16 protein-coding genes are annotated in these 17921 nt (G+C 70.0%); 12 read left to right on the top strand and 4 right to left on the bottom strand.

The annotated features are described in order from the left end of the window. The first annotated feature begins 24 nt into the window (after positions 1–24). On the top strand, positions 25–870 hold the full coding sequence (locus ACFYWY_RS25300) for a (2Fe-2S)-binding protein (protein ID WP_389190298.1): 846 nt from the start codon (positions 25–27) through the stop codon (positions 868–870). A gap of 211 nt (positions 871–1081) precedes the next feature. Next, entirely contained in the window at positions 1082–2155 is a 1074-nt protein-coding gene (locus tag ACFYWY_RS25295; protein WP_389190297.1) for a DUF2637 domain-containing protein, read from the top strand. Positions 2156–2200: 45 nt separating this feature from the next. Here ACFYWY_RS25295 and ACFYWY_RS25290 read toward each other — a convergent pair whose 3' ends face one another. From ACFYWY_RS25290 to ACFYWY_RS25280, 3 genes are all read right to left on the bottom strand, one after another. Beyond that, entirely contained in the window at positions 2201–2659 is a 459-nt protein-coding gene (locus ACFYWY_RS25290; RefSeq protein ID WP_389190350.1) for an ATP-binding protein, read from the bottom strand. A 137-nt stretch (positions 2660–2796) separates the two neighbouring features. Continuing rightward, positions 2797–4539, bottom strand: coding sequence for a pyruvate dehydrogenase (locus tag ACFYWY_RS25285; RefSeq protein ID WP_389190296.1), 1743 nt, complete (start codon positions 4537–4539; stop codon positions 2797–2799). Between the two features lie 60 nt (positions 4540–4599). Next, positions 4600–6030, bottom strand: coding sequence for a protein phosphatase 2C domain-containing protein (locus ACFYWY_RS25280; protein WP_389190295.1), 1431 nt, complete (start codon positions 6028–6030; stop codon positions 4600–4602). A gap of 263 nt (positions 6031–6293) precedes the next feature. On the opposite strand from ACFYWY_RS25280, the gene ACFYWY_RS25275 reads away from it, so the two are divergent. The 3 genes from ACFYWY_RS25275 to ACFYWY_RS25265 all read left to right on the top strand — a co-directional run bounded on the left by ACFYWY_RS25275 (position 6294) and on the right by ACFYWY_RS25265 (position 8281). Further along, a complete protein-coding gene (locus tag ACFYWY_RS25275; RefSeq protein WP_389190294.1) occupies positions 6294–7286 on the top strand; it encodes a helix-turn-helix domain-containing protein in 993 nt (330 codons plus the stop codon). Between the two features lie 23 nt (positions 7287–7309). Next, complete coding sequence (locus ACFYWY_RS25270) at positions 7310–7792, top strand: DUF456 domain-containing protein (RefSeq protein WP_389190293.1); 483 nt, start codon at positions 7310–7312, stop codon at positions 7790–7792. Positions 7793–7912: 120 nt separating this feature from the next. Next, entirely contained in the window at positions 7913–8281 is a 369-nt protein-coding gene (locus ACFYWY_RS25265) for a PPOX class F420-dependent oxidoreductase (RefSeq protein WP_389190292.1), read from the top strand. Positions 8282–8551: 270 nt separating this feature from the next. On the opposite strand, the gene rsgA is transcribed toward ACFYWY_RS25265, so the two are convergent. Next, positions 8552–9652 carry a ribosome small subunit-dependent GTPase A gene (gene rsgA / locus ACFYWY_RS25260; protein ID WP_389190291.1) on the bottom strand — a complete coding sequence of 367 codons (1101 nt, stop codon included), beginning with the start codon at positions 9650–9652 and terminating at the stop codon, positions 8552–8554. A 511-nt stretch (positions 9653–10163) separates the two neighbouring features. Between rsgA and ACFYWY_RS25255 the strand changes: the two genes are divergently transcribed. From ACFYWY_RS25255 to ACFYWY_RS25225, 7 genes are all read left to right on the top strand, one after another. Continuing rightward, positions 10164–11261: a sugar ABC transporter substrate-binding protein gene (locus ACFYWY_RS25255; protein WP_389190290.1), complete on the top strand. Its 1098-nt coding sequence runs from the start codon at positions 10164–10166 to the stop codon at positions 11259–11261. 71 nt (positions 11262–11332) lie between these two features. Next, complete coding sequence (locus tag ACFYWY_RS25250; protein ID WP_389190289.1) at positions 11333–12127, top strand: ATP-binding cassette domain-containing protein; 795 nt, start codon at positions 11333–11335, stop codon at positions 12125–12127. Further along, positions 12124–13413 (top strand): sugar ABC transporter permease, encoded by a 1290-nt coding sequence (locus ACFYWY_RS25245; RefSeq protein ID WP_389190288.1) that lies wholly within the window; start codon positions 12124–12126, stop codon positions 13411–13413. The genes ACFYWY_RS25250 and ACFYWY_RS25245 overlap by 4 nt, the downstream gene beginning before the upstream one ends. Positions 13414–14124: 711 nt before the next feature. Then, positions 14125–14799 (top strand): hypothetical protein, encoded by a 675-nt coding sequence (locus ACFYWY_RS25240; RefSeq protein WP_389190287.1) that lies wholly within the window; start codon positions 14125–14127, stop codon positions 14797–14799. An 82-nt stretch (positions 14800–14881) separates the two neighbouring features. Continuing rightward, positions 14882–15118 (top strand): ferredoxin, encoded by a 237-nt coding sequence (locus ACFYWY_RS25235; protein ID WP_389190286.1) that lies wholly within the window; start codon positions 14882–14884, stop codon positions 15116–15118. 16 nt (positions 15119–15134) lie between these two features. Beyond that, complete coding sequence (locus ACFYWY_RS25230) at positions 15135–16502, top strand: NAD(P)/FAD-dependent oxidoreductase (RefSeq protein WP_389190349.1); 1368 nt, start codon at positions 15135–15137, stop codon at positions 16500–16502. A gap of 84 nt (positions 16503–16586) precedes the next feature. Then, positions 16587–17825, top strand: coding sequence for a cytochrome P450 (locus ACFYWY_RS25225; RefSeq protein WP_389190285.1), 1239 nt, complete (start codon positions 16587–16589; stop codon positions 17823–17825). Positions 17826–17921: the final 96 nt, after the last annotated feature.

Genomic DNA, 17921 nt, shown 5'->3' with positions numbered 1-17921 from the left:
GATCGCGATTCGGTGGTCCCCAGCATGACCGTTCCCGCCCTGTTGCCCGCGCTCGCCTCGCCCGTCGGCGAGGCGTACGCGCGCCTGGCCGAGGTCTTCCCCGGGCTGCGGTTGCGGGAGCTCACAGAGGGCGAGCGGCTTCCGTCCGGCGCGGGCTGGGTGAGCGCGGCCGAGCTCGCCCACTCAGGCCCCACTCTCGACGCCTTTCTCGCCTGGGACAACGCTCAGGTCCTGCGCGACTACGGACAGCAGGCCCGACCCGACGTGATCGCAAGCTTCGGTCTGCACCGCTATGCCTGGCCCGCCAGTCTGCTGATCACGGTCCCCTGGTTTCTGCACCGCCGGGTGCCGCGGGCACCCGTCGAGGACGTCGCCTTCCACCGCGCGCTGGGGCAGATGGCGGTCCGGGTGACAGAGTTCGCCTGCCTGCCGGACGACCCCGCGGCACAGCTGCCCGGTGCCCGCGTCGTACCCGACGAGGAGGCCCTGCGCGCCGAGGTCCGAGCAGCCGTCGCCGACCACATCGGGCCCGTCCTGGACGGCTTCGGGCCGCGGATGCGCCGGGGCAAGCGCGCGCTGTGGGGTATGGCGACCGACGAGATCGTCGAAGGCCTTTGGTACGTCGCGCATCTGCTCGGCGAAGAGCAGCGGGCCGTCGCGGAGCTCGATCAGCTGCTGCCGGGCGCCACCAAGCCGTACGTAGGCACCGCCGGTTTCCGTGAGCTCGCCGGACCGGCCGGCGAGCCGCTGCCGACCCGCGACCGGGCGAGCTGCTGCCTCTTCTACACACTGCGGCCCGACGAGACCTGCGTCACCTGTCCGCGCACGTGCGACGCCGACCGCGTGAGCAAACTGCGGCCGAACGCCTGATCTCCCGCATACCCGCCGTCACGTCACCTGACCAGGTGGCGTAATTCGAACCAACTCCCCTTTTTCGTAGGGCAGTTCGACCGAAACGCACCTATCCGTATGCGATGCGGCCCCGTTGGTGTTCTATCGCCCCGAAAACCCCTTGAGCGCGCCGGGAGTTCGGCCAATATGGCGGCCGAAACGCCCTACCGCGATGCAAGGGACACCGCCCATGAGACTGACCGGCATATCACTGGACTGGCTGCTTCCCGGCGGCGTGATGCTCGTGGGAGTCCTGGTGGCGGTGGCGGTGCTCGCGCGCGGCAGGCGCGCCGGTGACAAGGCCGCGGCCGAAGACTCCTGGGAGCGCAGCGAGGAGCGCCGAAGGCGCAAGGAGGCGATCTACGGCACGGCCTCCTATGTACTCCTGTTCTGCTGCGCGGCCGTCGCCGCCGCGCTCTCCTTCCACGGTCTGGTCGGCTTCGGCCGGGAGAATCTCAGCCTCACCGGAGGCTGGGAGTATCTGGTCCCCTTCGGCCTCGACGGCGCGGCCATGTTCTGCTCGGTGCTCGCGGTGCGCGAGGCCAGCCATGGCGACGCGGCACTCGGCTCACGGCTGCTGGTGTGGACCTTCGCGGGCGCCGCCGCCTGGTTCAACTGGGTGCATGCGCCACGGGGGCTGAGCCACGCGGGCGCCCCGCAGTTCTTCGCCGGTATGTCGCTGTCGGCCGCGGTGCTGTTCGACCGCGCGCTGAAGCAGACCCGCAGGGCCGCGCTGCGCGAGCAGGGCCTGGTGCCCCGCCCGCTGCCGCAGATCCGGATCGTACGGTGGCTGAGGGCGCCCCGGGAGACCTTCGGCGCCTGGTCGCTGATGCTGCTCGAAGGCGTACGCACTCTGGACGAGGCGGTCGACGAGGTCCGCGAGGACCGGCGGGAGAAGCAGCGCAACCGGCTGCGCAGGCGGGACAGGGAGAAGATGGAGCGGGCGCAGATCAGGGCACTGAACCGACAGCACCGGGCCTGGGGACGCGGTCACGGCGACCGCCGGGCGGAGCTTCCCGCCCTCAGCTCCACGGCGGGATCAACTCAGGCCGCCTCCGGCGGCGTCGGGACCGTCGCGGAGCCTGCCATAACCGAGCCTGGGCAGCTGCCGCTTCGATCCCGGCCCTCCCTCCAGGCCGTGAAGGCGGCCAACGGCACTGAGCCGCGCACAGTCGACCTCACCGCCGAGGACGACACCCTGACATTGCCGCGTCTCGACTCCCTGGAGCGGAAGCTCAGAGATCTGGAGCGGCAATACGGGTAATGGCCGAGAGCCACCGACACTCACGCGAAGGCCGGTCTGCGACTGTCAGGCCGGGCTTTCGTGCAGCTCGAACCAGACCACCTTGCCCACGCCGTGCGTGCGCACGCCCCACGCGTCCGCGAGGCTCTGCACCAGGACCAGCCCCCTGCCGTGGGTGCCCAGGTGCGCTGCCAGCACCTGCTGCACCGGCAGCCCGGCCATGAAGTCCCGTACCTCCACGCGGAGTGTGGAGGCGGCGACGGTGGCCGTGACCACCGCGCCGTGATCGGTGTGCACCAGCGCATTGGTCACCAGCTCGCTGGCGAGCAGCTCGGCCACCTCCGCTGTGTCCTGCTTTCTCCAGTGCCGCAACAACTCCCGCAGCGCATGACGTACTTCAGGGACGGCGGTGAGATCCGCGCAGCCTAATCGGCGGCGCAGCCGACCGCCCGGGTCCCCCTCCGCCCCAGGTTCTCCGCCGTGCCCGCTCGCGGCAGGCCCAGCCCCTCCCTGACGCCCAGTCATCATCCCCACCCGCACGTCGGACAGCCCTCTCTTCGGAACGACCCCGTGTGTCGAATATGTACACGGAAATGCATGCCCCACGCGGAGAGCGCCACTCATGTCGATTCAAGTCGAATCCTCAAACAACGGCCGCGGCGTCAGAGCCTCGGTACGTTCCGCAGATTGGAGCGCGCCATCTGAACCATCCGGCCTACGCCCCCGTCCAGCACGATCTTGCCGGCGGAGAGCGCGAAGCCCGACACCATCTCCGAGCTGATCTTCGGCGGGATGGAGAGCGCGTTCGGGTCGGTGACCACATCCACCAGGGCGGGGCCCTTGTGCCGGAAGGCGTCCTTGAGCGCGCCCGCGAGCTGCTTGGGCTTCTCGACCCGTACGCCGTACGCCCCCGCCGCCTGCGCGATCGCCGCGAAGTCCGGGTTGCGGTTGGTGGTTCCGTACGACGGGAGTCCCGCGACCAGCATCTCCAACTCCACCATGCTCAGTGAGGAGTTGTTGAACAGGACGATCTTCACGGGCAGGTCGTACTGGACGAGAGTGAGGAAGTCGCCCATCAGCATGGTGAAGCCGCCGTCTCCCGACATCGAGACGACCTGGCGGCCGCGGTCGATGAACTGGGCGCCGATGGCCTGCGGCAGGGCGTTCGCCATCGAGCCGTGGCTGAACGAGCCGATGATCCGGCGGCGGCCGTTGGGCGAGATGTAGCGGGCCGCCCAGACGTTGCACATGCCCGTGTCGACGGTGAACACCGCGTCCTCGTCCGCGAGTTCGTCCAGTACGGAGGCGACGTACTCGGGGTGGATCGGGACATGCTTCTCCACCTTGCGGGTGTACGCCTTGATGACGCCCTCGAGCGCGTCGGTGTGCTTCTTCAGCATCTTGTCGAGGAACCGGCGGTCCGTCTTGGCCCGCACGCGCGGGGTGAGACAACGCAGTGTCTCGCGCACGTCGCCCCAGACGGCCAGATCCAGCTTGGACCGGCGGCCCAGGTGTTCGGGCCTGACGTCGACCTGAGCGATCTTGACGTCGTCGGGGAGGAAGGCGTTGTACGGGAAGTCCGTGCCGAGCAGGAGCAGCAGGTCGCACTCGTGGGTGGCTTCGTAGGCCGCGCCGTAGCCGAGCAGGCCGCTCATGCCGACGTCGAAGGGGTTCTCGTACTGAATCCACTCCTTGCCGCGCAGCGCGTGCCCGACCGGCGACTTGATGCGCTCGGCGAACTCCATGACCTCGGCGTGCGCGCCCGCCGTGCCGCTGCCGCAGAAGAGCGTGACGCGGTCCGCCTCGTCGATCATCCTGACCAGCTTGTCGATCTCCGCGTCTCCCGGCCGCACGGTGGGACGGGAGGTGACCAGGGCGTGCTCGATCGACTTCTCCGGGGCGGACTGCGAGGCGATGTCGCCGGGGAGCGAGACGACGCTGACGCCGCTGCGGCCGATCGCGTGCTGGATCGCGGTCTGCAGCAGGCGCGGCATCTGCTGCGGGTTGGAGATCAGCTCGCTGTAGTGGCTGCACTCGCGGAACAGCTGGTCGGGGTGGGTCTCCTGGAAGTAGCCGAGGCCGATCTCGCTGGAGGGGATGTGCGAGGCGAGGGCGAGCACGGGGGCCATGGAGCGGTGGGCGTCGTACAGCCCGTTGATGAGGTGGAGATTGCCGGGGCCGCAGGAGCCGGCGCAGGCCGCGAGCTTCCCGGTGATCTGGGCCTCGGCGCCCGCCGCGAAAGCGGCGGCCTCCTCGTGCCTGACCTGGACCCAGTCGATGGAGGAATTGCGGCGGATGGCGTCGACGACGGGGTTGAGGCTGTCGCCGACGACTCCGTACAGCCGCTGGACGCCGGCGCGGACGAGGATGTCGACGAACTGCTCCGCCACATTCTTCTTGGCCATGGGATGTGTACCCTTTCGCGGCTTGGGGCCTGAACGTCCATCAACCCATGGCGGGCCCGGTTACGCCTCCCAGACTGCGACAGCCGTACGGTCGTCGGCGTATCCCTTCACCCTCAGCTGGGTGTCGGCGAGGAACGCGGCCAGGCCCGGTGGCTCGCCCTGCGCCCAGCGGCCGGCCAGCTCCTCGGCGAGGGCGGGCTCGCCGCGCAGCGGTTCGGCCAGGCCGGTGCTGCACAGCAACAGGGTGTCGCCCGGGTGGGCCACGGAGGCGCGGAACCGGAACGGTTCGGCGGGGGGCGGGGGCGGTGCCTCGATGTACGGGGACGGGGGCGTAGGGATCCCAAGATCCATGGTGAGCCGGTCGCCCTCCGGGGTCTCGGAGGGTGGTGAGCCGTATCCGACCACGGGTGCGCCGGTGACGGCCGCGGGCTCGGGAAGCAGGGGCTCCAGGTCCTGCCAGGCACCGTCGCGGAGGCGGAAGAGACCGCCACCGCCCACGCCGAAGAACACGCGGGTACGGCATGCGGGGTCGGCGGAGAGCAGCAGGCACCGCAGGTTGGCGGTGTACTCCTGCGGCTCCACGCCCTGTTCGGCGGCGCTGGCGCGCAGCTTGCCGAAGCTGCGGTCGGTGAGCCGGTGCAGCCCCGATTTGAGGTCGCCGCGGCGGCCTGCCCTTATGTCCTCGGAGAGACGGGCGTGGCTGCGGCCGACGGCTTTGCCGATCCAGCGGCAGGCGTCGGTGGCGGCCCGATGGGCCCCCTCGGCGGCGCGTGCGCCGCTGGCGACGGCGACCAGGACGAGCGCGGCGTCGCCGGTGCCGAAGCGCGCGGTGAGCAGGGCGTCGCGGCGCGGTTCGCCGCGGTAGCGCGCGGAGTCCCCGCGGATGGAGACGGCGCGCAGGGTGTACGTGCCGTAGCTCGCGCCGTCGAGCACGGTGTCGGCCACGAGCTCGTCCAACTCCTGGGGCTGGGCGGCGGGCAGGGCGGTGGGCTCGGCCTCGTAGGTGGGCGGGCCGTCTCCGACGTGCGCGACGCGCGGGCGCGCGACGCCTGTCTGCTCCAGGACCGCCGGGGCGGGGTCGGGCCTGGGCGGCTCGGACGGCTCGGACGGCTCGGGCGGCGGCAGTGGCGGTAAGGCGGGCGGCCGTTCGGGGGCGGCCGTCGGCGGTCCCCACGGTGCGCGCTGCCGTGGGGGCGCGGGCGGCCGGTCCGGGGTTGCCCGCGCGGCCGCGTCCGTCTCCCACCAGGCGCGCGGACGGGCTGGGTCCGGCGCCGCCTCCGGCGGGTCCGGCGGCCTGGGCGGGTCGGGCCGGTCCGGCGGCCTGGGCGGGTCCGGCGGCTCGTCCGCGGCCACCGCATCCGCCGCGGAGTCGAAGCGGTCGTCCAGCGTGTCGCCCGCCCTCGCCGCGGGGCCCGTGTCCGGGGCGGACTCGTCGTACAGCCGGTTCCACCAGTCGTCCTCGGTGGCGGGCCTCTCCCCCTGCTGACTCATGCCCTTTATTGTCCACCGCACGGGCGGTACGAAAACGGGGCATCCGGAAAAAGCACGGTACGACAAGTGGTCACGGATTTGACGTTGGCGTCCGTCAGTTCGGCCCTCAGAGTGGTGGGGCCGTCCGCGCCCTGCGCCGCGGCGTCGCTGTCGGGCATATGGCTCTCCCCACCCGAAGCAGGGATGATGTACGCGGCGGGTATCCGCCGTGGCCGATTTCCGCCACGGCGGCCGGGGAAGTGCACGTCCGGGGAGGGGTCTTGGTGCTGGGAGCGATAGGTCTCGACGAGAGACAGGAGTCGGCGTACCGCGCGCTGGTCGCGCTCGGGGCGGCGGAAGTCACCGATCTCGCCCACCGTCTCGCTCTGCCGGAGACGGACACCGAGCGCGCGCTGCGCCGGCTGGAGCGACAGGGGCTGGCGGCGCAGTCGTCGGCCCGCACCGGCCGCTGGGTGGCGGCCCCGCCCGGCGTCGCGCTCGGCGCGCTGCTGACCCAGCAACGGCACGAGCTGGACCGGGCGGAGCTGGCGGCGGCGCTTCTCGCCGACGAGTACCGCGCCGAGGCCACCGAGCCCGCCGTGCACGACCTGATCGAGGTGGTGACGGGCGCAAGCGCCATCGCGCACCGTTTCCTCCAGCTCCAACTGGGCGCGGCCGAGGAGGTCTGCGCCCTGGTCACCGGAAACCCGATGGCCATCACCGCCACGGACAACGAGGCCGAGGAGAAGGCGGCACAGCGCGGGGTGACGTACCGCGTGGTCATCGAACGGGCTGTGATTGCGGCGCCCGCGGGCATCACCGAGCTGACCGCGGCGCTGGGCCGTGAGGAGCAGGTACGGGTGGTGGACCGGGTGCCGACCAAGCTTGTCGTCGCCGACCGCGCCCTGGCGATGCTGCCGCTGACGGCGCGCGGGACCGAGCCCGCGGCGCTCGTCGTCCATGCGAGCGCGCTGCTGGAGTCGCTGATGGGCTTGTTCGAGGCGGCGTGGCGGGAGGCGCTGCCGCTGAGGCTCGGCGCGGGCGGCGGGGTTTGCGAGGAGGCTGCGGCGGGGCCCGACACCACGGATCTGGAGATCCTTTCGCTGCTGCTCGCCGGGATGACGGACGCGAGCGTGGCCAAGCAGTTGGACCTGGGGCTGCGGACCGTACAGCGCCGCGTGAAGGGGCTGATGGAGCTGACCGGTGTGACGACCCGGCTGCAGCTCGGCTGGCAGGCGTACGCGAAGGGCTGGGTGGCTCGCGACCTGCGGCAGTGATCCCGATCCTGCACCCTTGGCAGATGGGCGTGTGGCAGCTCCTGATGGTCGGCCTGGTGATGCTGCTGGGCCTGTTCGGGATACTCGTCCCCGGCGTGCCGGGACGCTGGCTGATATGGGCCGCGGTCCTGTGGTGGTCGGTGCACGTGAAGTCCGGTCTGGCCTGGGCGGTGCTGGTGGCCTCGACGGTGGTACTGCTGATCGACCAGGTCGTGGTGTGGCAGCTGCCGCCGCGCCGGCTGCGGGGGGTGGGGGTGACCCGGCGCATGGTGGTGTGGGCGGGCGCGGGGGCGCTCATCGGTTTCATCCTGGTGCCCGTGGTGGGCGCGATACCGGGATTCATCGGGGGGATCTACGTCACCGAGCGGCAGCGGCTCGGCGGGCACGGCCCGGCGGTGGCTTCCACCCGGTCGGTGATGCGGGCGGTGGGGACGAGTGTGCCGGTGGAGCTGTTCGCCTGTCTGCTGGTCGTGGGGGCGTGGCTGGGCGCGGTGATCCGGGGCTGACGGCCAGACCCCTCCCGATAACGGCGCGTTGAACACCGTCCAGATGGGCTGAGGTCCTAGGACTCGCCTAGGTCCCGCATCCGATGCGGGAGGCGAGGTACGCGTGTGAGGCTGTTGTTCATGACCGAATTCAGCGAAGCCGAGCGCGCGTACCTCTCGTCCCAGCGACTGGGCCGGCTGGCGACCGTCGACCCGCAGGGGCAGCCGCAGGCGAACCCGGTCGGCTTCTTCCCGCAGGAAGACGGGACGATCCTGATCGGCGGCTATGCCCTGGGCACGACGAAGAAGTGGCGCAACCTGCAGGCGAATCCGAAGGTGGCGCTGGTGGTCGACGACATTGTGAGCTTCCGCCCGTGGAAGGTACGCGGAGTGGACATCCGCGGCGAGGCGGAACTCCTGACGGGCCCGCACGAGCTGGGGCCGCACTTCAGCGAAGAGCTGATCCGGATCCACCCGAGGAAGATTCACAGCTGGGGCTTGGAGGAGTAGGGGTTGTTCCCCACCCCGCCCCTTCCCCCTGTTTCGATTCGCGGCTCCGCCGCGTGGTGGAGGCTGCGCCCCCAGACCCCGGTAGCCCTTCGGGCGTTGTCCGAGGCGCGGGGCCCGGGCCGCGCAACCGATCCCGCCTTGCCGACGAGACTTTTCAGCCCCTCCGGCGATTGAGGAGTGGGGGTCCCCCCACGCCCGCAGGGCGTGGGGGGTGGGGGCACCTCCCATCCCCGAAGGGCTATGGGGGAGGTCCGGGGCAGAGCCCGACATTCAGCGGACGCGGCCTCGCTTCGCCTGCATCGCCGCGCGACCCTCCGCGCCCTTCTGCTTCCAGTCGCGCAGAATCTCCGCCCGCAGCCTCGCGTCCGTCTTCGCTACGATCCGCTGGTTCTCCCGCAGCAGCTTGCGGTAGCTCTCCAGCCGCCGCTCCGGCAGCGAACCGTCCTCGATCGCGGCCAGCACCGCGCACCCCGGCTCCGCATCATGCGCGCAGTCGTGGAAGCGGCACCCCTCCGCGAGCTCCTCGATCTCCGAGAAGACCTGGCCCACACCGGCCTCCGCGTCCCACAGCCCGACCCCCCGCAGGCCCGGGGTGTCGATGAGCACGCCCCCGCCCGGCAGGGCGAGGAGGTTGCGGGTCGTCGTGGTGTGGCGGCCCTTGCCGTCGACGTCGCGGATAGCCTGAACATCCATCACGTCCTCGCCGAGCAGCGCGTTGGCGAGCGTCGACTTGCCCGCGCCGGACACCCCGAGCAGCACGCTCGTACCGCCCGACACGACTGCCGCGAGCACGTCGACGCCCTCACCGGTCGCCGAACTGACGGGCAGTACCTGAACTCCCGGCGCGACCGTCTCCACGTCCTGGACGAGGTACGAAAGCCCGGTCACATCAGGTACGAGATCAGCCTTGGCGAGTACGACCAGCGGCTGCGCCCCGCTCTCCCACGCCAGCGCGAGGAACCGCTCGATCCGCCCGAGGTCGAGCTCGACGGCGAGCGAGACCGCGATGATCGCGTGGTCGACGTTGGCGGCGAGGATCTGTCCCTCGGAGCGGTTCGACGAGGTGGAACGCACAAAGGCCGTGCGGCGCGGCAGATACGTCCGTACGAAACGGGGGTCGCCGTCCCGGTCGACGGCACCCCAGTCACCGGTGCAGATGACCCGCAGCGGATCGTGCGGCGTCACGAACGCGGTGTCGGCGCGGACCGGCCCGTCGGCGGTGACGACATCGCACTGGCCGCGGTCGACCCGTACCACCCGGCCGGGCAGAAGCCCCTGCTCGGCGTACGGAGCGAACTCCGCCTCCCAACCCTCGTCCCAGCCGTACGGAGCGAGAGGGTGCGAGGCAGCCTGAAGAGAAGAGAAAGACAAGGGGAAACCCTTCACAAGGGTGGCCCCGGCACGCGCACTTCGGCGCGGAGAAAGAAGGAGAGGTCAGCCGGAGACCACAGGGGTGGGATTGATGATCTGGACCTGGGCGGCGCCCAGCGCAGCGACAGTCATCACGGTCCTCACCTCCTGCTCATCTCGCCTCACGTCGGGGGGCCGAATCGCCCCCTTCGAACGAGGAGAACCATAGTCGGGGCCGGTGCCTCGTCGTCAATCGATTTTCACGCGCCGCCGTTCCAGGCACCGGGCGCCGACTCGGGGAAGCCCCGCTGCGCTGGAGTTGCCGGGCCCGGTCGCGCACCTGCCGCGCGCCGAGTGGGGACAGGGCATTAGAGCAGTGACGGCACCCAGCCCCCGGCTGCCCTGCGGCGACATGCGGGACCCGGCCCTGCCCGACAGCCAACGGCGTCACTGTTTGAAGATTTCCCATACATTGGGTTTTATGTCGATTCGGCTCCAGACGGTGCACTGCCGCGGGAGACGTGGCAGGAAGATGACTCGGACGAAGAACTGTCCGGGTCGTGCTGTCGTCGCCGTGACAGCGGCGTGCGCGCTCGCCGGTGTCGCCGGCTGCGGGGAGGCCGGCGAAGCAGGCGACGACGGGGGCGGCTTCACGATCGGGCTGCTGCTCCCGGACACTCACACCGCGCGCTGGGCCACCGCCGACAAGCCCCTGATCGTCGAGAGGATCAAGGCGCTGTGCCCCGACTGCCGGGTGACCCACGCCTACGCCTCAGCGGACGTGGCCACCCAGCAGCAGCAGATCGAATCCATGATCGCGAACGGTGCCAGGGTCCTGATCCTTGATCCCGTCGACGACAAGGCGCTCCGCTCCTCAGTCGCCAGGGCCCGCGACGCGCACGTCCCCGTGGTCTCCTACGACCGCCTCGCCGAGGGACCCATCTCGGCCTACTCCAGCTACGACTCGGAGGAGATCGGAAGGATGCAGGCCGAGGAGCTCCTGAAAGCGATGGGGCCCAAGGCGCGCGGCGGACAGATCGTGATGATGAACGGTGACCCCACCGACCCGAACACGAGGGCCCTGATGAAGGGCGCGCTCTCCGTTCTCAAGGGCAAGGTGAAGATCGGCAGGTCGTACTACACCGCCGGGTGGATACCGGAGAACACGGTCAGGAACATGTCGGCGGCCATCGCCGAGCTGGGCGCGGACAGGATCGACGGCGTCCTGTCGGCCAATGACGGGCTCGCGGGCGGAGCGGTCACTGCGCTCAAGGCCGCCGGTATCAGGCCGCTGCCCCCCGTCACCGGCCAGGACGCCGACCTCTCGGCCGTGCAGCGGATCGTCAAGGGCGAGCAGTACGTCACCGTCTACAAGTCCTTCGAGGCAGAGGCCAACGCCGCCGCCGAGATGGCCGTCGCCCTGGGTCGTGGCGAAAAACTCGACACCATCGCTACGGACCGCGTCAGCAACGACACAAGCAACGAGATCCCGGCCGTCCTGGGCCCCCTCGTACCCGTAACCGTCGGCACGATCAAGGACACGGTCGTCAAGAGCGGTCTCTACACAGTCAGCCAGATCTGCACCCCGACGGTCGAAGCCGCCTGCCGTAAGGCCGGACTCACCGAATAGACCGCCCGACGCCGCACCTCCCGCACGTCGTGTGGCGTCACCGGCCGGGGAAGACGAGACGGGCAAAGGAGGTGGTTCACGTGCCGGGCACACCCCTGCTGGCGCTGCGCGGAATCTGCAAACGGTTCGGCGCTGTCTGGGCACTCACGGACGTCGAGCTGGAGATCCACGCAGGGGAAGTCGTCGCTTTGGTGGGCGACAACGGCGCGGGCAAGTCCACCCTCGTCAAGGTGATCACCGGCGTCGGCCCCGCCGACGAGGGTGTCATCGAGTGGAACGGCCGTCCCGTCCGGATCACTCGCCCTCGTGACGCCCAGGGCCTGGGCATCGCCGGCATCTACCAGGACCTGGCCCTGTGCGAAACTCTTGATGTCGTCGGCAACCTCTTCCTCGGCCATGAGATGGGCAGCACCGGAGTTCTCGACGAGGTGTCCATGGAGCGCCGGGCCCGGGAACTGGACCTCCTGGACACCCTCTCCATCGGCATCCCCAGCGTCCGGGTCCCCGTCGCCTCCCTCTCCGCGGCCCAACGCCAGACGGTCGCGATCGCGCGCGCTCTCCTCAGCGAGCCCAGGATGCTCATCCTCGATGAACCGACCGCCGCGCTGGGCGTCAGGCAGACCACCTACCTCCTCGACCTGATCGAGCGGCTGCGGGACCGCGGGATCGGTGTTCTCCTCGTCAGCCACAACCTGGGTGACGTCAAGGCTGTCGCCGACCAGGTCGCGGTGCTGCATCTCGGTCGCAACAATGGTTTCTTCAGCGTGCCGACCACGTCCCAGGAGCAGCTCGTCTCCTCCATCACCGGCGCCACGGACAACGCAGTCACCCATCGCACGGCCCGGGCGGGGGAGGGAGCGATGTGAACAGGACACGAGCATCGGAGAACCTCGATCCCGCCAGGGCGGGTGGCGACCCAGCCCACGCCGCACCCACAGCCGTCGACCAGCGCCGGACAGCGGGCGAAGCGGGCTTCAGGAGCTACGTCGGCGACTACATCGGCAAGCTGCGCAGCGGCGAACTCGGATCGCTGCCCGGCGTCATCGGCGTCGTCCTGCTCTGGACCGTTTTCCAGAGCCTTCACCAGCAGTTCCTTTCGCCCCGGAACCTGTCCAACCTCAGCGTGGACATCGTCGGCACGGGCATGATCGCCCTCGGCATCGCCTTCGTACTGCTGCTCGGCGAGGTGGACCTGTCGGTCGGCTCCGTCAGCGGGCTCACGGCCGCGGTGTTCGCCGTGCTGAACGTGAGCAACGGCCTGCCGGAGTGGCTGGCGATCATCGCCGCCATGCTCGTCGGAGCAGCGATCGGAGCGGTTCAGGGGTTCTTCTCGGCCAGGGTCGGCGTCCCGGCGTTCGTCGTCACCCTGGCTGGGTTGCTGGCCTGGAACGGCCTCATGCTCTACGTCCTGGGCGCGAGCGGCACCATCAACCTCGACGAGCAAGGCCTGATCCACGCGCTGACCAGTTACTACTTCCACGACGCGGCAGTCGCGTACGGACTGGCGGCGCTCAGCGGGGCCGCGTTCTTCCTCGCGTCCTATCGGGACACACGCCGCCGCAGGGCCGCCGGCGTGCTGTCCCGGCCGCTTGGCGTCATCGCCGTGCGCACCGGTGCGGTGGTGCTGGTCGCGTTCGCCGCCGCGTATGTCCTCAACCGGTTCCAGGGCCTGCCGCTCGCTCTTCTGATCTTCCTGGCCTTCGTCGTCGGCCTCGACTTCGTCCTTCGCCGCACGTTCTACGGGCGGAAGATCTTCTCCATCGGCGGGGGCGCCGAGGCGGCCCGCCGCGCCGGCATCAACGTGGTGTGGTTGCGGATCTCGGCGTTCATGGTGTCCGGGACGCTGGCCGCTGTCGGCGGGCTCTTCCTGGCCTCACGCGTCGCCGCGGTGGGCCAGACCTCGGGCTCCAGCATCCTGCTGATCAACGCTGTCACCGCGGCCGTCATCGGCGGCGTCAGCCTGTTCGGTGGGCGCGGTACCACCTGGTCCGTCCTGCTCGGCATGCTCGTCATCCAGTCGATCGCGTCGGGCATGGTCCTGCTGAGCATCCCGACGCCGATGCAGTACGTGATCACCGCTGGTGTGCTTCTCGCCGCCGTGGTTCTCGACTCTCTGACCCGCCACTCGCAAAAGGCGCACGGCAGGGCTTGACCGCGTATGCGCCGGGACCCGGGCGATGAACCCGTAGGCCGGAGCGGCGACGGGGCGACGGCTTCGTCCCGGATAAGACGCGGCAACCCCTTGACTGGAGCAGAATCGGGAGGAAACTGGTCAATACACCGGACAACCGGAGAGAGCCACACGGCCGATGGAGACGTCCTGAGGTGCGCGTGACCCTTTTCTCGGCTCTGGCCAGGCCCCCGGCAGAAGCTGTCGATATCGGAGCCAGCAGCGACGACTGGGACTCTCGGCATCGTCAAGGACCGCCGGGGACTGTCATGTCCGGACCCGTGCGCGGCCGGGGGCGGGTTGCCCCGGCATTTCTCGTTGCCCCGGCATATCTCGCGGAACCCCGGGCGTCCAGCAGGGCTGTGCCCTCCACCTGGATCTGAGCGCCGCCGCAACCTCCTGCGCCATGCGCAGCTCAGTGGGCTCACGAGCTCTCCCGGCGCGGGCAGATACGTCCGTACTGAACGGGGATCGCCGTCCCCGGTCGACCGCGCCCCAATCACCCGTGCAGATGCCCCGCAGTGGATCTCTCGGCCTCACTCATGGCTGCCCGGCTCGCCGCCGCTCCCCCACATCACCCTCACGCGTGGTCCGGGTGGCGCGGCCGCGTCCGCGGGTGCTTGCTGGTCCTAGTCCTCAGGCTGTCACCGGACCCGGTGACGCAGGGACCGGGAGAGGAGCGAACGACCGCCCATGGAGACCGTGGAGAGGAAAGGGCCTCAGGCGCTGCGCACTCCACGAGCCGCCGGCCTGGTAGGGATCGTCTTCGCCGTGTTGCTGGCAGCTGCCATCATTCTGATCCGCCTGGCGATCCCGAGTGAGCCGAGCAGCGGGGGCAGCAGCTGGGTCAGCGACCCCTCGCGCCGGCGCACGGTGCAGACGGCGCTCGACCTCATCCCGTTCGCGGGCATCTTCTTCCTGTGGTTCATGGGCGCTGTGCGCGCACGTATCGGAGAGGCGGAGGACCAGTTCCTCGCCACTGTCTTCCTGGGAAGCGGTCTGCTGTTCGTGGCGACTCTTTTCGGGGCCGCGGCGGCGGCCGGAAGCCTGCTGGTCACGGCCGGTTCGTCCGGGGCTGATTCCCACCTGGAACTGCGGGTCTTCGGCCAGCACTTCACCTACAGCCTTCTGACGACCTACGCGATGCGCATGGCCGCGGTATTCGTCTTCTCGACCTCCTCCATTGGGCGTCGGCTCGGAGTACTTCCCCGCTGGCTTTCCCTCCTGGGCTATCTCGTCGCCCTGACACTGCTCCTCGCGTCGGACAGCATCGCTTGGTCCGAGCTGGTTTTCCCCATGTGGGCTCTGGTTGTCAGCCTCTACATCCTTGTGGCCAGTTCCCGTCCACGGCGCGTTATCGACCAATAACTCCTCTGGCCCGCCTGTGCTCGCGGAAGCACAACACCACTCGCATGCTGGGGCAGGGAACTACTGAAAGGGCGGTCCCTTGATGAGGCTTGCCGTCGATCTCAACCGGTGTCAGGGGTACGCGCAGTGCGCCTTCCTCGCACCCGATGTATTCGCCATGCACGGCGACGAGGCGCTGTTGTACAACCCGCACGCCGACGACGCACAGCGGGAGCACGTGGCCCGCGCCGCCGCGGCGTGTCCGGTCCAGGCCATCTTGGTGGACGACCTGGGCGACAACCCCGGCGCGGTGAGGGAGGGCCTGTCCAGTGTCCAGTGACGGGTTCTTGGAGTGGATGAGGAGTGAGGGGCGGATCGTGATCGTGGGCGCCTCCCTGGCCGGTCTCCGAGCCGCGGAGACCCTACGGGAGGAGGGCTTCACCGGTTCCCTGACGCTGATCGGCGACGAGCCCTACAAACCGTACGACCGGCCGCCGCTCTCCAAGCAGGTCCTGCTCGGCAAGGCGTCCGCCGATCGCACCGCACTGCCCCGGCGCTGGGCGATCGACGCCGAGTGGCGGCTCGGTGTCGCCGCAACCGGGCTGGACATGGCGGCCAAACGGGTGCGCCTGGCCAACGGCGACGAGGTGGAGTACGACCGGCTGCTGATCGCGACCGGCGTTCGCGCCCGGCCCTGGCCGCACGAGACAGAAGCCGACCTGGACGGGGTCTTCGTACTGCGCACGCGGGACGACGCGGCCGGGCTGCACCGGCGGCTGATGGCCGCGCCCCGCCGGGTGCTCGTCATCGGCGCCGGCTTCACCGGCTCGGAGATCGCATCCGCCTGCCGCGAGCTCGGGCTGCCGGTCACCGTCGCAGAACGCGCGGCAGCGCCTCTCGTGGGCGCGCTCGGCGGCGTGGTCGGCCAGGCGGCCGCAGAGCTGCAACGCGAACACGGCGTGGACCTGCGCTGCGGCGTCATGGTCACGGGGTTGGAGGGCGACTCGGCAGGACGCCTGCGAAGCGCCCACCTGTCCGACGGCACCACCATCGACGCGGATGTCGCGGTGGTCTCGCTCGGCGCGACACGAAACACCGCGTGGCTGGCGGGATCCGGCCTCGGCGCAGGCCCGCGCGGAATCGCCTGCGACGCCGGATGCCGCGCCTTTGACTTCCGGGGCATCGTGACCGACGACATCTTCGTCGCCGGCGACGTCGCACGGTCCCCGCACGCGCTGTTCGGGTACCAGTTCCTGTCCCTCGAGCACTGGGGCAATGCCGTCGCCCAGGCCGAGATCGCGGCGCACAACATGATCAGCGCCAGTTCGGACCGTCGTCCACACCTGTGGGTGCCGGCCTTCTGGTCCTCCCAATTCGGGGTCAGCATCAAGTCGGTCGGCGTCCCGTCACTGGGCGAGGAGGTCCTCATCGCCCAAGGGTCGCTCGCCGAGCGCCGCTTCACCGGCGTGTACGGATACCAGGGCCGCGTCATCGCCGCCGTCACCTTCGACCAGACGAAGTGGCTGGAGTTCTACGAGCGGCAGATCGAATCGGCTGCGGCGTTCCCGCCGGCATTCCCCACGGTGGACCGCCGTCCCGAAAGTCTGCGGCCGGTCCCGGCCGACTTCCCAGACCCCTCACTGCCCACCCACGGGCCGTCCGTCACCGTCAGCGGCTACTCGCCGACCGACCGGCGGATCACCTTCACCCCTGCCCGAGCCTGACCGCGCCACGGGGAACCCCGGAAGCCCGCTGCCCAACGCGCCCGACCCCAACGCCCAGTGCCCAACGCCCACAAGGACGCCATCATGACGCAAGGCATGCTCCTGCGGCAGATCACCGATCACGCCAACCGCGCCGACCCCTATCCCCTGTACGCCGAGCTCCGCAAGACGCCGGTGTCCCAGCAGGGAGACGCTCTGTTCGTCGTCAGTACCTACTGGGAGATCAAGAGCCTGCTGCACGATCCGCGGATCAGCTCGGACGCCCGTAACCTCTCCCCCCAGGCCGCCGGCGCACTCCCCCCACAGGAAGAGGAGACGACGGCTCTGCCACCCGCCTTCCTGAAGCTCGACCCTCCAGAGCACGACCGGTTGCGCCGTATGACGATGCGCCCGTTCGGACCGCCGCACACACCCCGGCGCGTCAACAACATGCACGGCGAACTGGCCCGGATCGTTTCCGACCTCATCGACGGCTTCGGAGACCGGGACCAGGTCGACCTCGTCGACAACTTCTCCTACCCCTTCCCCGTGACCGTGATCTGCCGACTGCTCGGGATTCCACGCGAGGACGAGGCACGCTTCCACTCCTGGGCCGACACCATCGCCGCCAGCCTCGACCCGGACCCGGACCAGGACCCCGGCGAGCGGCTCCGCGTCACCCAGCAGGCCCGCACCGAACTGGGCATGTACCTGTCCGGGCTCATCGACGAACGTCGCGGCGCACCCGGCGACGACATGCTCTCCGCCCTGGTCACCGACCATGGCCCGGACGGGCAGATGACCCCGATTGAGGTGCTCAGCACTGCTGCGCTGCTCCTGATCGCCGGCCACGAGACCACGGTCAACCTCATCACCAACGGCATGCTCACACTGCTGCGCAACCCGGACGTTCTCAAGCGGCTGCGGGACGAACCCCGCCTGGCCGTCCCGCTCGTGGAAGAACTCCTGCGCTTCGAGCCCCCCGTGCAGCTGCTTCCACAGCGCACCACCCTCGCGGACATCGACATCGCCGGCACCACCATCCCCAAGGGCGCCTCCGTCTGGCTCGTCCTGGCCTCCGGCAACCGGGACCCGCAACGGTTTGCCGACCCCGACCGGTTCGACCCCGACCGCAAGGACAACCAGCACCTCGGTTTCGGCAGCGGCATCCACAACTGCTTCGGCGCGCCCCTCGCCCGCCTGGAGGCGCAGCTCGCCCTGACCGAGCTCGTCCGCAGGCTCGACAACCCCCGCCTGGTCGAGGACCCACCCCCCTACCGCCAGAACGCCGTGCTGCGCGGACCCCGCCACCTGAACATCGCGTTCGACGGCTTCCGTGCCTAGCGTTGTCACCCGGCCCGGCCACACCGCCCGGCCCGAGACGGAGTTGGCCCACTCGGGGGGACGTGAGCGGCCATTCGCGCACAGTAGGTATCCATC

The organism is Streptomyces sp. NPDC002870, assembly GCF_042888505.1.
Lineage (GTDB): Bacteria > Actinomycetota > Actinomycetes > Streptomycetales > Streptomycetaceae > Streptomyces.
Note: the sequence above shows the minus strand (reverse complement) of the source record. Positions and strands in the feature narration are given on the sequence as shown.